Origin of the sequence: Xylophilus sp. ASV27, from assembly GCF_016428875.1 — a bacterium.
Taxonomy (GTDB): domain Bacteria; phylum Pseudomonadota; class Gammaproteobacteria; order Burkholderiales; family Burkholderiaceae_C; genus Xylophilus.
In genome coordinates, this window is sequence record NZ_JAELTO010000050.1 from 16,346 (window position 1) to 30,230 (window position 13,885).

15 protein-coding genes are annotated in these 13,885 nt (G+C 67.9%); all 15 read left to right on the forward strand.

What is annotated here, in order from left to right:
* The first annotated feature begins 13 nt into the window (after positions 1–13).
* Positions 14–484, forward strand: coding sequence for a hypothetical protein (locus tag JHD63_RS12145; protein WP_198971006.1), 471 nt, complete (start codon positions 14–16; stop codon positions 482–484).
* Positions 481–1,107 carry an RNA polymerase sigma factor RpoE gene (rpoE, locus tag JHD63_RS12150; RefSeq protein WP_198971007.1) on the forward strand — a complete coding sequence of 209 codons (627 nt, stop codon included), beginning with the start codon at positions 481–483 and terminating at the stop codon, positions 1,105–1,107. Before JHD63_RS12145 ends, rpoE begins: the two co-directional genes overlap by 4 nt.
* A 49-nt stretch (positions 1,108–1,156) precedes the next feature.
* The gene (locus tag JHD63_RS12155; protein ID WP_198971008.1) at positions 1,157–1,825 is read left to right on the forward strand and encodes a sigma-E factor negative regulatory protein; all 669 of its coding nucleotides are present in this window, start codon (positions 1,157–1,159) and stop codon (positions 1,823–1,825) included.
* Between the two features lie 10 nt (positions 1,826–1,835).
* On the forward strand, positions 1,836–2,897 hold the full coding sequence (locus JHD63_RS12160) for a MucB/RseB C-terminal domain-containing protein (RefSeq protein WP_370590490.1): 1,062 nt from the start codon (positions 1,836–1,838) through the stop codon (positions 2,895–2,897).
* A 129-nt stretch (positions 2,898–3,026) separates the two neighbouring features.
* Positions 3,027–4,514, forward strand: a complete 1,488-nt coding sequence (locus JHD63_RS12165) for a DegQ family serine endoprotease (RefSeq protein ID WP_198971009.1) — start codon at positions 3,027–3,029, stop codon at positions 4,512–4,514.
* Positions 4,515–4,990: 476 nt separating this feature from the next.
* Positions 4,991–6,799 (forward strand): translation elongation factor 4, encoded by a 1,809-nt coding sequence (gene lepA / locus JHD63_RS12170; protein WP_198971010.1) that lies wholly within the window; start codon positions 4,991–4,993, stop codon positions 6,797–6,799.
* A gap of 17 nt (positions 6,800–6,816) precedes the next feature.
* Positions 6,817–7,794: a signal peptidase I gene (gene lepB, locus JHD63_RS12175; RefSeq protein ID WP_198971011.1), complete on the forward strand. Its 978-nt coding sequence runs from the start codon at positions 6,817–6,819 to the stop codon at positions 7,792–7,794.
* 41 nt (positions 7,795–7,835) lie between these two features.
* Positions 7,836–8,192 carry a DUF4845 domain-containing protein gene (locus tag JHD63_RS12180; protein ID WP_198971012.1) on the forward strand — a complete coding sequence of 119 codons (357 nt, stop codon included), beginning with the start codon at positions 7,836–7,838 and terminating at the stop codon, positions 8,190–8,192.
* A gap of 8 nt (positions 8,193–8,200) precedes the next feature.
* Positions 8,201–8,896 (forward strand): ribonuclease III, encoded by a 696-nt coding sequence (gene rnc / locus JHD63_RS12185; protein ID WP_198971013.1) that lies wholly within the window; start codon positions 8,201–8,203, stop codon positions 8,894–8,896.
* Between the two features lie 110 nt (positions 8,897–9,006).
* Positions 9,007–9,954: a GTPase Era gene (gene era, locus JHD63_RS12190; protein WP_370590492.1), complete on the forward strand. Its 948-nt coding sequence runs from the start codon at positions 9,007–9,009 to the stop codon at positions 9,952–9,954.
* Positions 9,955–9,972: 18 nt separating this feature from the next.
* Positions 9,973–10,740 (forward strand): DNA repair protein RecO, encoded by a 768-nt coding sequence (gene recO / locus JHD63_RS12195; RefSeq protein WP_198971015.1) that lies wholly within the window; start codon positions 9,973–9,975, stop codon positions 10,738–10,740.
* 176 nt (positions 10,741–10,916) lie between these two features.
* The gene (locus JHD63_RS12200; protein WP_198971016.1) at positions 10,917–11,666 is read left to right on the forward strand and encodes a pyridoxine 5'-phosphate synthase; all 750 of its coding nucleotides are present in this window, start codon (positions 10,917–10,919) and stop codon (positions 11,664–11,666) included.
* A complete protein-coding gene (gene acpS, locus JHD63_RS12205; protein WP_198971017.1) occupies positions 11,663–12,067 on the forward strand; it encodes a holo-ACP synthase in 405 nt (134 codons plus the stop codon). Before JHD63_RS12200 ends, acpS begins: the two co-directional genes overlap by 4 nt.
* A complete protein-coding gene (gene nagZ / locus JHD63_RS12210) occupies positions 12,064–13,122 on the forward strand; it encodes a beta-N-acetylhexosaminidase (RefSeq protein WP_198971018.1) in 1,059 nt (352 codons plus the stop codon). The genes acpS and nagZ overlap by 4 nt, the downstream gene beginning before the upstream one ends.
* A 566-nt stretch (positions 13,123–13,688) precedes the next feature.
* Positions 13,689–13,885: hypothetical protein (locus JHD63_RS12215; RefSeq protein WP_198971019.1), on the forward strand; the 197-nt coding region annotated here is incomplete at its 3' end.

Genomic DNA, 13,885 nt, shown 5'->3' on the forward strand with positions numbered 1-13,885 from the left:
CCGTTTCCTCTCCATGCACACGGCGCCCGCGGTCCGCTACCCGGTGATGCGGTCCGGGCGCGCCGGCGCATTGCAGGCCGCCCTGTGGCTGCCGGGTGCTGCCGCCGTGGCAGGCTGGATGGCCTCGGCGCCCAAGCTCGGGCCGCCGCAAGTCCTGGCGGCCGGCTTGCTGCTGGCCACCGCCTTCGCCTGCCTGCGCGCGCGGAGGCGCTCACCACCTGGGCAACTGGGCTGGGATGGCCAGCATTGGCGCTGGGAGGGCGCGTCCTCCGGACCCGGCCTGCCTGAGGGCACGCTGTCGCTGCACCTCGATCTCCAGTCGCTGGTGCTGGTGCGGTTCCGCCCGGCGCGTGGCGGGCCGCTCTGGCTGTGGCTCGACCGCCGCGCCCTGCCGGGCCGCTGGCATGCGCTGCGCTGCGCGCTGCATGCGCGCGTACCGGCGCCGGACGCCGTCCCCGCACAGCCGCGGCGGGGCGTTCCATGACTGCCCTGCCGCCGGTGTCTTCGCCCGACTCCGACCAAATGCTGGTCGAGCGCACGGTTGCGGGCGACCAGCGCGCCTATGGGCTGCTCGTCACCAAGTACCAGCGCCGAATCGAACGCCTGATCGGCCGCATGGTGCGCGACGCCGATCTGGTCGAGGACATCGCCCAGGAGACCTTCATCCGCGCCTATCGTGCACTGCACCAATTCCGCGGCGAGGCCCAGTTCTATACCTGGCTCTACCGGATCGCGGTCAATACCGCCAAGAAGGCGCTGGTGGATCTGAAGCGCAATCCGGTTATGTCCGAGAACGCGCTGCGCGGCGCGAGCGAAGAGGATGAAACTTCCTCCTTCGGCAACGAACTAACCAGCGACGAAACCCCCGAGACGGTGCTGGCCGCCAAGGAGATCGCCGCGACGGTGAACGCCGCGATGGAGGCCCTGCCGGACGATCTGCGGCAGGCCGTGACCTTGCGTGAGATCGAAGGCCTGAGCTACGAGGAGATCGCGGAAGCCATGAATTGCCCGATCGGAACGGTGCGTTCGCGGATTTTCCGGGCGCGCGAAGCCATCTCCGCCAAGATCCGGCCGCTCCTGGAGAACCAGAGCGGCAAGCGGTGGTGATCCCACGATTGCATGTGATGAATGATGCTGCGGCTGACAGGTGACAACCATGAACCACGATTTGCTGAGTGAATCCGAAGCGCTTTCCGCACTGGCCGACGGCGCCTTGCAGGGCGAGGCGTTCGCGCGCGCCGTGGAGCGCCTGGGCCGCGACGAAGCGGCCCGTTCGCAATGGCACGCCTACCACGTGATCGGCGATGTGCTGCGCTCGTCCGAACTGGCGCGCGGGGCGGCCGATGGTGGTTTCGTCGACCGGCTCCAGGCCCGGCTCGCTGCGGAACCGCCGCTGGCGCTGGCGCAGGCCGAGGCCGTCGAACTGACGCCCGCCGTGCCCCCCATGCCCGCCCGGGAGGCCGCGAACCATGATGCCTTCCGCTGGAAGATGGTCGCCGGCTTTGCTTCGCTGGCGGCGGTTGCGGCCATCGGCTGGAATTCCTTCGCGACCCTCGAGGCAGCAGCCCCGCCGGCTGGCGCCACGCTGGCACAGGCGGCACCCGGTGCGGCCGTGGTGGCGCAGCAGGACAATGCCGGCGTGGGCGGTGGCGGCCAGGTGCCGTCCTTCGTCATGACCGGCAACGACGCGGCGCCGCAGGTCATGCTGCGCAACCCGCGCCTGGATGAGTTCCTGGCGGCGCACAACCAGGCCGTGGGCGGTGCCACGCTGCAGACCGCGCCGGGCTTTGTGCGCAACGCCAGCTTCGAAGGCCGGGCGCGCTGAGGTCGCCGGAGTGCGGGATCTGCTGTCGCTTTCCGGGGCATGGCCGCTACGGCTGCCGCATCTCGCCTGTACCGTGGTGGCCGGCGGCTTGCTGCTGGCGAGCGGCTTCGTCATGGCAGCACCTCCGGATGCCGGGCCAGTGGCCCAGGCCGCGCCCGCGGCGCGCGCGGGCGACGATGGCGACGTGGTCAAGTGGCTGATCCGCGGCCATGAAGCCTCCAGGAAGCGCTCTTACGTGGGCACGCTCGTCGTGCTGTCGGCCAATGGCGGCATGTCCAGCTCGCGCATCTGGCATGTATGCGAGGGCAGCCAGCAGGCCGAGCGTGTCGAATCGCTGACGGGAACGCCGCGCTCGACCTTCCGTCGCAACGACGAGGTCATGACGTTTCTGCCCGAGCTGCGTCTGGCGCGTTCCGAGCGTCGTGACTCCTTCGGTCTGTTCCCCAATCTGCTGCGCGTCGGGGAGGCCACCGTGGCGGGCTTCTATGGCGCACGCGTGCTCGGTGCCCAGCGGGTGGCGGGCCTGGACACCGATGTGGTCCAGGTCGTGCCCAAGGACGGCATGCGCTACGGCTACCGCCTCTGGACCGAGAAGAAGTCCGGCCTGGTGGTGCAGCTGCAGACCCTGGCGGCGGACGGGCGGGTGTTGGAGCAGGCGGCCTTCTCCGAACTGGACATGGGCGCGCCGCTGCGCATGGATCAGTTGGTCCGGATGATGAACAACACCGCCGGCTACAAGGTCGAGCGGCTGGAGGTCGCCAAGACCACCGGTGCCGATGAGGGCTGGACCTTGAAGGAGCCGATCCCCGGGTTCCAGCCGGTCAGTTGCTACCGGCGCACGGCGCCGTCCGTGTCGCGCACGGTGCACTGGATCTTCTCCGACGGCCTGGCCACGGTATCGCTGTTCATCGAGCCCTATGGGCCGCAGCCGCGCCAGGAGTCGCAGATGGCCGTCGGTGTCACGCAGATGCTGTCGCAGCGCGTCGCCGGCGACTGGTGGCTGACGGCGGTGGGCGAGGTGCCCGTCGCCACGCTGCAGGCCTTTGCCCAGTCGCTCGAACGCCGTCCCTGATCGGCTGCGGCCGGCCCGCTGTACCGGCGCAGCCCGCGGCGTTGAACCTTTCGCTGCGATCTGTTTCACATGGCTGTTGTTTTTGTCGTCTCCCGGCCTCGGCCGGGCTTCCTGTCTGAAAGGTAGAAGATGTTGTTGCACGATGGCGTGAAGAGCAAACTGCAAGTCCGCGTGGGGGCCGGCGTGCTGGCGCTGGGCTCGGTCCTGGCCCTGCTGCCTGCGGCTCCTGCTGCGGCCCAACTGGCTCCGGCCGCTCCCGTTGTCCGCGCCCTGCCGGATTTCACCGACCTGGTCGAGCAGGTCGGTCCCTCGGTGGTCAATATCCGCACGCTGGAGAAAGTCTCTGCGCGTTCTGGCGTAGAAGACTCCGCGGACGAGCAGATGCGCGAGTTCTTCAAGCGCTTCGGTATCCCCATGCCCAACATGCCGCGGCAGCAGCGGCCCCAGCGCCCGCAGCCTGACGAAGAGCAGCCGCGCGGCGTGGGTTCGGGCTTCATCATTTCGCCTGACGGCTACGTGATGACCAACGCGCACGTGGTCGACGGCGCGGACGAAGTCATGGTCACGCTCACCGACAAGCGCGAATTCAAGGCCAGGATCATCGGCGCCGACAAGCGCACCGACGTCGCCGTGGTGAAGATCGACGCCACCGGCCTGCCGGCCGTGAAGATCGGCGACCTGAGCCGGCTCAAGGTGGGCGAATGGGTGATGGCCATCGGCTCGCCCTTCGGGCTGGAGAACACCGTGACCGCCGGCATCGTCAGCGCCAAGCAGCGCGACACCGGTGACTACCTGCCCTTCATCCAGACGGATGTGGCGATCAATCCGGGCAATTCCGGCGGGCCGCTGATCAACATGCGCGGCGAGGTGGTGGGCATCAACAGCCAGATCTACTCGCGCTCGGGCGGCTTCATGGGCATTTCCTTCTCGATCCCGATCGACGAGGCGATCAACGTCAGCGACCAGCTACGCCAGACCGGCCGCGTGTCGCGCGGCCGCATCGGCGTGCAGATCGGGCAGGTGACCAAGGACGTTGCCGAGTCCATCGGCCTGGGCAAGCCCCAGGGCGCGCTGGTGAGCGGCGTCGAGAGCGGCACGCCGGCCGAGAAGGCCGGCGTGGAGGCGGGCGACATCATCCTCAAGTTCGACGGCAAGGCCATCGAGCGCGCCAGCGACCTGCCGCGCCTGGTGGGCAACACCAAGCCCGGCACCAAGAGCACGCTCACGGTGTTCCGGCGTGGCGCCACGCGCGAGCTGGTCATCACCATCGCCGAGGTCGAGGCCGACCAGCCGGCGCGCAAGCCGGTCGAGAAGGAAGAGCCGCAACAGTCCTCCAGCGCCGGCAAGGTGCTGGGCCTGACCGTGAGCGATCTGACCGCGGCCCAGAAGAAGGAGCTCAAGCTCAAGGGCGGCGTGCGGGTCGACGCCGCCGTGGAGGGCGCCGCGCGCGCCGGCCTGCGCGAAGGCGACATCATCCTCGCCGTGGCCAACAACGAGGTCACCGGGGTCAAGTCCTTCGAGGCCATCGTGGCCAAGCTCGACCGCAGCAAGCCGATCAACGTGCTGGTGCGCCGCGGCGAGTGGGCGCAGTACGTCCTGATCCGGCCGTCCCGTTGACCCCTGCGCCCTTGGTAAGCACTTAACATCCGGGTCAAAAATAACTGGCAGGGTCTTTTCGACCCTGCCAGGCGCTCGAGATTTCAGGTGTGTGGGTGCTAACTTAAAGCTCTGCCGAATGTTGTGCAAGGTTAGAATCTCGCCGCTTTTGCACTTGTCGGATGGCCTTGGGCAAGTCTCCGATTGCCCTCTGTACGGGGCCCCAACGGTGCACAGGCGATCCACAGATCACCCACAACTTGTCCAGAAAGGCTTTTGCACAGACTGTGGATAAATTGTGGAAAATTTTTTGTTGCCGGCCCGCAACCTCCCTTTTTCGAGCGCTTTTCCGCTGTACGTCCTGGCCTTTTTGCCTACAATGAAGCTCCAACTATCGCAGTTGCCATAGATTGTTGGTTCAGGGCGCGTCACCACTCGACGCGCCCTTTTTTCTTTGTGCGCTCCGAATAAATTCAATCACTTAAACGTTCCCGTTGATGAACCACATCAGAAATTTCTCGATCATTGCGCACATCGACCATGGCAAATCGACCCTTGCGGACCGCCTGATCCAGCGTTGCGGCGGACTCGAAGAACGCGACATGCAAGCGCAGGTCCTCGACTCGATGGACATCGAAAAAGAGCGTGGGATAACCATCAAGGCGCAGACCGCCGCGCTGCAGTACAAGGCCCAGGATGGGCAGGTCTACAACCTCAATCTGATCGACACGCCGGGCCACGTGGACTTCTCGTACGAAGTGTCGCGCTCGCTCTCCGCATGCGAAGGCGCGCTGCTCGTCGTCGATGCATCGCAAGGTGTCGAAGCGCAGACCGTGGCCAACTGCTACACCGCACTCGACCTCGGCGTGGAAGTGCTGCCGGTGCTTAATAAGATGGACCTGCCGCAGGCCGATCCGGAGAACGCGAAGGCCGAGGTCGAGGACGTGATCGGCATCGACGCGAGCGATGCGATTCCCTGTTCCGCCAAGACCGGCATGGGCATCGACGAGATCCTCGAAGCCATCGTCGCCAGGATCCCCGCGCCGCGCGGCAAGCCTGATGGCCCGCTGCGCGCGATGATCATCGACAGCTGGTTTGACAGCTACGTCGGCGTGGTGATGCTGGTGCGCGTGGTCGATGGCCGCCTGGCCAAGGGCGAGCGCTTCAAGATGATGGCGACGGGCGCGGTCTACAACGCCGACAACCTGGGCGTGTTCACGCCGGCCAACCAGCCGCGCGACTCGCTGGAGGCGGGGCAGGTGGGCTACATCATCGCCGGTATCAAGGAACTGCAGGCCGCCAAGGTCGGCGACACCATCACGCTGGAGAAGAAGCTGCCGAACAATGCCGGCCCGGCGACCGAGGCGCTGCCCGGCTTCAAGGAAATCCAGCCGCAGGTGTTCGCCGGGCTCTATCCGACCGAGGCCAACCAGTACGACGCGCTGCGCGACGCGCTGGAGAAGTTGAAGCTCAACGACGCCTCGCTGCACTACGAGCCCGAGGTGTCGCAGGCACTGGGCTTCGGCTTTCGCTGCGGCTTCCTGGGCCTGCTGCACATGGAGATCGTGCAGGAGCGGCTCGAGCGCGAGTTCGACCAGGACCTGATCACCACCGCGCCGAGCGTGGTCTACCAGGTGGTCAAGGGCGACGGCGAAGTGGTCATGGTCGAGAACCCCTCCAAGATGCCCGACCAGGGGCGGCTGCAGGAGATCCGCGAGCCGATCGTCACCGTGCACCTCTACATGCCGCAGGAGCACGTGGGCGCGGTGATGACGCTGGCCAACCAGAAGCGCGGCGTGCAGATGAACATGGCCTACCACGGCCGCCAGGTCATGCTTACCTACGAGATGCCGCTGGGCGAGATCGTGCTGGACTTCTTCGACAAGCTCAAGTCGGTCAGCCGCGGCTATGCGTCGATGGACTACGAGTTCAAGGAGTACCGCGCGTCGGACGTGGTCAAGGTCGACATCCTGCTCAACGGCGAGAAGGTCGATGCGCTGTCCATCATCGTCCACCGCAGCCAGAGCCAGTACCGCGGCCGCGCGGTGGTGGCCAAGATGCGCGAGATCATCAGCCGCCAGATGTACGACGTGGCGATCCAGGCGGCCATCGGCGCCAACATCATCGCGCGCGAGACCATCAAGGCGCTGCGCAAGAACGTGCTGGCAAAATGCTACGGCGGTGACGTGTCCCGTAAACGCAAGCTCCTCGAGAAGCAGAAGGCGGGCAAGAAGCGCATGAAGCAGATCGGTTCGGTCGAAGTGCCGCAAGAAGCCTTCCTTGCCATCCTGCAGGTCGAAGACTGATCCACAAGAAAAATCCCATGCAGTTCCTTACTTCCGTGATTCTGGCCGCGTTCATCGGCTACGTCGGCGCCTGGTACTTCGGCGCCATCGAGGGCAACTTCGCCCTGCTGCTGTTCCTGGCCACCGTGGTCTCGGGGGCGTACTGGCTGGCCGAGCGCTTCTTCTTCCTGCCGAGGCGGCGTCGCGCGGCCGCGGCGCTGGAGGCTTCCATGGCCGCGCGCCGCGAAGAACTGACGCGCCAGGGCATCAAGAAGGTCGACGGCACCGACGTGGCCGACGTGGAGCAGGCGCGCGGCCGCATCCTGATGCAGCCCTGGTGGCTGGACTGGACGGCCGGGCTGTTCCCGGTGATCGCCATCGTGTTCCTGCTGCGCTCGTTCCTGTTCGAGCCGTTCAAGATCCCGTCGGGCTCGATGATCCCGACGCTGCTGGTGGGCGACCTGATCCTGGTTAACAAGTTCACTTACGGCATCCGCCTGCCGGTGATCAACACCAAGGTCACCGAAGGCACGCCGCCGCAGCGCGGCGACGTGATGGTGTTCCGCTACCCGCCGCAGCCCAACGTCGATTACATCAAGCGCGTGGTCGGCGTTCCGGGCGACGAGGTGGCCTACATCAACAAGCGCCTGACCGTGAACGGCAAGCCGGTGCCGACCAGCCCCGCGGGCGAATTCTTTGAGGAGGATTCGATGCGCTATTTCAAGCAGTTCGACGAGCAACTGGGCGAGCGCAGGCACCGCTTCATCACCGATGACGACCGGCCGGCCTACGTGTCGGGCGCATCCAACTTCCAGTACCGCGACATGTGTTCCTACACGGTCGAGGGCGTGACCTGCAAGGTGCCGCCGGGCCACTACTTCATGATGGGCGACAACCGCGACAATTCGCTGGACTCGCGCTACTGGGGCTTCGTGCCGGATGCCAACATCGTCGGCAAGGCCTTCTTCGTCTGGATGAATTTCAGCAATCTGAAGCGCATCGGCGGCTTCAACTGATGCGCGAGTTCACCCCTTCACGCCTTCTGCGGAGCACCGGCATGCATACCCTCAGCCCCCTTCGGCGCCAGCGCGGCATCGGCTTTCTTGGTCTGCTCGTCGTCGTGGCGCTGGGCCTGTGCGTCGTGCTGGTGGGCATGCAGCTCGTGCCCAGCGCGATCGAGTACCAGGCCGTGCGCAAGGCGGTCCAGCGCGCCAGCCAGGAGGTGGGCGTGCCGGCGATCCGCGCGGACTTCGACCGTGCCGCGACGATCGACGACATCACCTCCCTCTCCGGCAAGGACCTGATCATCACCCCGGTGGGCGACGGCTACCGCGTCGCATTCGACTACCGCAAGGAAATCCACCTGGTGGGGCCGGCCTACCTGGTGATGCACTACACCGGCAGTTCGAAATAGAAGGCAGAGTGGCAGTTTCCCTTTCCCCGGCATTGGCCGCCTTGCAGGAGCGCCTGCAGCACCGTTTCTCCGATACCCAACTGCTGCTGCGTGCCGTCACGCACCGCAGCTATTCCAGCGACCACTACGAGCGGCTCGAATTCCTGGGCGACTCGGTCCTCAACCTGGCGATCTCCGACCTGCTCTACAGCCGGCTGAACACGCTGGCCGAGGGCGACCTCTCGCGCGTGCGCGCCAACTTGGTCCGGCAAGAGACGCTGCACCGCATCGCGCTGGAGCTGCAACTGCCGGAGGTGCTGCGCCTGGGCGAGGGCGAGGCGCGCTCGGGCGGCCCGCGCCGCCCGTCCATCCTGGCCGACACGCTGGAGGCGATCATCGGCGCGGTCTACCGCGATGCCGGCTTTGCCGCGGCCGAGAGCCTGGTGCGCCGGCTGTTCGCCGACGTCGACATCACCCCGCAGATGCAGGCCGCCGGCAAGGACCCGAAGACCGAGTTGCAGGAGTGGTTGCAGGGCCGCAAAATGAAGCTGCCCGCCTACCGCGTGATCGCCACCCTGGGCGCCGCGCACCGCCAGACCTTCGACGTGGAGTGCGAGGTGGTCGAGCTCGGCCACGCCGAGCGCGGCATCGGCGGGTCTCGCCGCGCCGGCGAGCAGGCGGCCGCCGCCGCCATGCTGGCCTACCTGAAAGCGAAGAACTCATGAATGATGCTACAAAAAAAGTAGCTGAAAGCCCAGGTGAATTCAGGGCTTCAACCATTAATCCCCAAGAAAATGCAGGGCCGGGAGATGCAGGAAACGCATCCGTGGACGCCATGCTGGCCGCCGCCAGGCCCGGCGCTGCGCGCGCCTGCAGCGTCGCGCCCGAGGCCCAGCGCTGCGGCGTGATCGCCATCGTCGGCAAGCCCAACGTGGGCAAGTCCACGCTGCTCAACGCGCTGGTGGGGCAGAAGATCAGCATCACCTCGCGCAAGGCCCAGACCACGCGCCACCGCATCACCGGCATCAGGACCTTGGGTGACGCGCAGTTCATCTTCGTCGACACGCCCGGCTTCCAGACGCGGCACAACACGGCCCTGAACAAGTCGCTCAACAAGACCGTGCTCGGCGCCATCGGCGACGTCGATCTGGTGCTGTTCGTGGTCGAGGCGGGCAGCTTCACGCTGGGCGACGCCAAGGTGCTGTCGCTTCTCAAGCCCGGCGTGCCGGCGCTGCTGGTGGCCAACAAGCTCGACACGGTGCACCGCCGGGCCGAGATCGCGCCCTGGCTCAAGGGCATGCAGGAGCGCCATCCGTTCGCCGAGTTCGTGCCCATGTCGGCCAAGAACAAGGGCGACGTCGAGCGCCTGTTCGGCATCTGCTCCAAGTACCTGCCGCAGCAGCCCTGGTGGTATGCCGAAGACGAGCTGACCGACCGCAGCGAGAAGTTCCTGGCCAGCGAGACCGTGCGCGAGAAGCTGTTTCGCTTCACCGGCGACGAGCTGCCCTACACCTCCACCGTCGTCATCGACAAGTTCGAGGAAGAGGCGAGCAAGGCGCACAAGCGGCTGCTGCGCATCGCCGCCACCATCGTGGTCGAGCGCGACAACCACAAGGCCATGGTCATAGGCGACAAGGGCGAGCGCCTGAAGCGCATCGGCACCGAAACGCGCCAGGAACTCGAGAAGCTCATGGACTGCAAGGTGTTCCTGGAGCTGTGGGTCAAGGTGCGCTCCGGGTGGGCGGATGACGAAGCCCGCGTGCGCTCCTTCGGCTACGAATGATCTTGTCCTGCGCCTGACATGGCCGCCGCCCGTCGCATCTCGGACGAGCCTGCGTTCATCCTGCACCATTACGACTGGAGCGAGTCGAGCCTGATCCTCGACACCTTCAGCCGCACGCATGGCCGGGTGACGCTGGTGGCCAAGGGGGCGAAGAAGCCCAGCTCCAACTTTCGCCCGGTGCTGCTGCCGCTGCAGCCGCTGCGCCTGAGCTGGACGCCCGCGGCCGGGGCAGGCGCCGAGATCCACACCCTCAAGGGCGCCGAATGGAGCGGCGGGCACGTCATGCCCATGGGCGATGCGCTGCTGTCGGGCTACTACCTCAACGAGCTTCTGATCCGCCTGCTGGCGCGGGACGACGCGCATCCGGCCCTGTTCGACGCCTACGGCATGGTGGTGCAGGTGCTGGCCTCCGAGCACGGCGAGGCGCTGCAGCCGGTGCTGCGCGCCTTCGAACTGCTGCTGCTGCGCGAGATCGGCCTGCTGCCGGCGCTGCACCTGCAGACCGCCACCCAGACGCCGCTGGCGGCCGCCGCGCGCTACGCGCTCACGCCCGAGGGGGGGCTGGGCGAGGCCGGCACGGACGAACGCGCCGCGCTCGGCGGCGCGCAGTGGCAGGCGCTGCAGCGCGGACTGGACGACGCGCAGGCCTTCACCGCCACCTTGCGCGCCGTCGCGCCCGCGGCGGCCGAACTGAAGCCCCAGCTTCGCCAACTGCTGCACTACCATTGCGGCGTCGCCACCCTGCGCACGCGGCAGATGATGATCGACCTGCAACATCTGGAATGACTCCCAGGCTGCTGCGCGCTTGGCGTCTCCGCCGACCTCCTTGCAGGGGGCGCATCCAGCGGACTGGCGGAGCCAGATCCGCGGATGTTTGCGCTTGGCCTGCTCCGCCTCCGCGGCCTTTTGAGGCTTTGGATTTCTTGCGCTGCGGGTAGTGCGCAGCACAATGGACAACTGCTATGAACACCCGCACCCATCTCTCGGTCAACGTCAACCTGGTCGCCTATGTGCGCAACCGGCGTGACGTGGGGCTGCCCAGCGTCACCGGCGCTGCCCGGCTTTGCCTGCTGGCCGGCGCCCAGGGCATCACCATCCACCCGCGCCCGGACGAGCGTCACATCCGCGCGCACGACGTGGGCGAGCTGGCAACGCTGCTCAAGGAGTGGCCGCGGGCCGAGTTCAACATCGAGGGCAACCCGTTCCACAACCTGATGGACTGCATCCGCAGCGTGCGCCCGCACCAGGCCACCTTCGTGCCCGACAGCATGGACCAGCCCACCAGCGACCACGGCTGGAGCTTTCCGGACGACGCCGCGCGCCTGCGCCCGCTGATCGACGAATGCCATGCGCTGGGCGTGCGGGTCAGCCTGTTCATGGACCCGGTGCCGGCGGCCATGGCCGCGGCCAGGGCCGTGGGCGCCGACCGGGTCGAGCTCTATACCGAGAGCTACGCCCGCGCCTGGGGCACGCCGCGGCAGGGCGCGGTGCTCCGGCAGTTCGCCGACACCGCCCGCGCGGCGCTCGAGGCCGGCCTGGGCCTGAACGCCGGCCACGACCTGAACCGCGACAACCTGGCCGACTTCCTGCGCGCCGTGCCAGGCGTGCAGGAGGTCTCGATCGGCCATGCGCTGATATCCGATGCGCTGGAGCTGGGCTACGCCGCGGCGGTGCGCGACTACCAGCGCTGCATCGACGAGGCATTTGCATGATCTTCGGCATCGGCACCGATGTCTGCGACATCCGCCGCATCCGCCGCAGCGTCGAGCGCCATGGCGAGCGCTTCGCCGAGCGCATCCTCGGCCCGCAGGAAATGGCCGTCTGGCGCGCCCGCAGCGCGCGCTGGCCGGAGCGGGGCCTGCGCTACCTGGCCACGCGCTTCTCGGCCAAGGAATCCTTCAGCAAGGCCATTGGCCTGGGCATGGTCTCGCCCATGGCCTGGAGCCTGTGCGAGATCGTCAACCAGCCCAGCGGCCAGCCGGCCATCGTGCTGCACGGCGCGCTGAAGGAATGGTTCGAGGCGCGCCGCCTCCACGCCCACATCACCGTCACCGACGAAACCGACTACGCGGCGACCTTCGTCGTCGTCGAACACCTCACCACCCCGCCATGACCGACCACGCCCCTCTCATCATCGACCTTGCCGGCACCACCCTCACCGCCGCCGACCGCCGCCGCCTGGCCCACCCGCTGGTCGGCGGCGTGATTCTGTTCGCGCGCAACTGGCAGGACCGCGCGCAACTGCTCGCGCTCACCAGCGGCATCAAGGCCGTGCGCGACGACCTGCTGATCGCCGTCGACCACGAAGGCGGCCGCGTGCAGCGCTTTCGCACCGACGGCTTCACCCATCTGCCGCCCATGCGCGCGCTGGGGCAGTTGTGGATGCGTGACGCCATGGCCGCCACCAATGCCGCCACCGCCGCAGGCTACGTGCTGGCGGCCGAGCTGCGCGCCTGCGGCGTCGACTTCAGCTTCACCCCGGTGCTGGATCTGGACCATGGCGAAAGCGGCGTGATCGGCGACCGCGCCTTCCACCGCGACCCGCGTGTGGCCGCGCTGCTGGCCAAGAGCCTGGTGCACGGGCTGTTGCGCGCCGGCATGGGCAGTTGCGGCAAGCACTTTCCGGGGCATGGCTTCGTCAAGGCCGATTCGCACACCGAGGTGCCGGTCGATCGCCGCGGCCTGAAGGCCATCCTGGCCGACGACGCCGCGCCCTACGGCTGGCTCTCCACCAGCCTGGCCAGCGTGATGCCGGCCCACGTCATCTACCCCAGGGTCGACGCGCGGCCGGCCGGCTTTTCCGAGAAATGGCTGCAGGACGTCCTGCGCGGCAGGCTCGGCTTCCTCGGCGCCATCTTCAGCGATGACCTGAGCATGGAAGGCGCGCGCCGCATCGATGGGCAGGTGGTCGGCTACACCGATGCCGCCGTGGCCGCGCTCGCTGCCGGCTGCGACCTGGTACTGCTGTGCAACCAGAGCCTGGGCGACGGCAGGCCGGTGGACGAACTGATCGACGGCCTGGACGCCGCGCGCCGGCAGGGCCGCTGGCAGCCCGACGCGCGCTCGGAGGCACGCCGCCTGGCCCTGCTGCCAGAAACCGTGCCGCAGGGCTGGGACGAACTGATGTACGACCCGGCCTACCAGCAGGCGCTGGCGCTGCTGCCCTGATTCAATATTGATAGCATGAAGCCCAGGTGCTGTCTGGGCTAGAGCCATATTTCATTGATATATCGGCGTCCCGGGTCGCGCCAGGGGTCCAGGTCCGCGTCCGTGTTGGCCGGGCGGGCCCCGGCGTTTCAGCGCTCTCCGGGCCTGTGGCCTTGCGGCTCGTGCGGCCGGCCTTCCGCATGGCGCGGCTGCGCGGGCCGCGGTGGCGGCCCGGCATGCTGCTCCGGATGCGGCCGTGGTGGCACCGCCGCAGCGGCGGGATGGGGATGTGCCGGCGGCGCAAGCTCCGGCCGCTGCGCATGCGGAACAGGGGGCTGTGCTGCGGGTGGATGCGGCATGGCCGCCTGTGGCGGATGGGCCGGCGCTGGCGGCCGTGGCGCTGCGGGCGTGGCCGGATGCGGCATGGGCTGGCGGCCGCGCTCGGGCGTCTGCCCAGGCTGCGGCTCGGGGCGTTCCGGCGGCCGCACCGCGCCCGGCGCGGCAGGCGCCATGGCGGCGTGCGGGCTTCGCTCCTGCGGTTGCGGCAGGTGGGGCGGCACCTCGTGGGCAGGGCGCGGCGGTGCGGCGTGCGGGGGTGGTGGCGCAACAGCCAGGGCGGGCGCGGGCGCCTGCGCGTGCATCGGCTGCGGCGGCGCAGCTGTCTCTTATACACATCTCCGAGCCCACGAGACCGTACAGGAAATCGCGTATGCCGTCTTCTGCTTGAAAAGGGGGGGGGGGGGGGGGGGGGGGGGGGGGGGGGGGGGGGGGGGGGGGGGGGGGG

Coding starts and splice junctions, on each gene's coding strand:
- rpoE (WP_198971007.1), top strand. CDS start 481: ATGACTGCCCTGCCGCCGGTGTCTTCGCCCGACTCCGACCAAATGCTG.
- acpS (WP_198971017.1), top strand. CDS start 11,663: ATGATCTTCGGCATCGGCACCGATGTCTGCGACATCCGCCGCATCCGC.
- JHD63_RS12145 (WP_198971006.1), top strand. CDS start 14: ATGCACACGGCGCCCGCGGTCCGCTACCCGGTGATGCGGTCCGGGCGC.
- era (WP_370590492.1), top strand. CDS start 9,007: ATGCTGGCCGCCGCCAGGCCCGGCGCTGCGCGCGCCTGCAGCGTCGCG.
- JHD63_RS12180 (WP_198971012.1), top strand. CDS start 7,836: ATGCATACCCTCAGCCCCCTTCGGCGCCAGCGCGGCATCGGCTTTCTT.
- recO (WP_198971015.1), top strand. CDS start 9,973: ATGGCCGCCGCCCGTCGCATCTCGGACGAGCCTGCGTTCATCCTGCAC.
- JHD63_RS12200 (WP_198971016.1), top strand. CDS start 10,917: ATGAACACCCGCACCCATCTCTCGGTCAACGTCAACCTGGTCGCCTAT.
- lepB (WP_198971011.1), top strand. CDS start 6,817: ATGCAGTTCCTTACTTCCGTGATTCTGGCCGCGTTCATCGGCTACGTC.
- JHD63_RS12165 (WP_198971009.1), top strand. CDS start 3,027: ATGTTGTTGCACGATGGCGTGAAGAGCAAACTGCAAGTCCGCGTGGGG.
- JHD63_RS12155 (WP_198971008.1), top strand. CDS start 1,157: ATGAACCACGATTTGCTGAGTGAATCCGAAGCGCTTTCCGCACTGGCC.
- nagZ (WP_198971018.1), top strand. CDS start 12,064: ATGACCGACCACGCCCCTCTCATCATCGACCTTGCCGGCACCACCCTC.
- lepA (WP_198971010.1), top strand. CDS start 4,991: ATGAACCACATCAGAAATTTCTCGATCATTGCGCACATCGACCATGGC.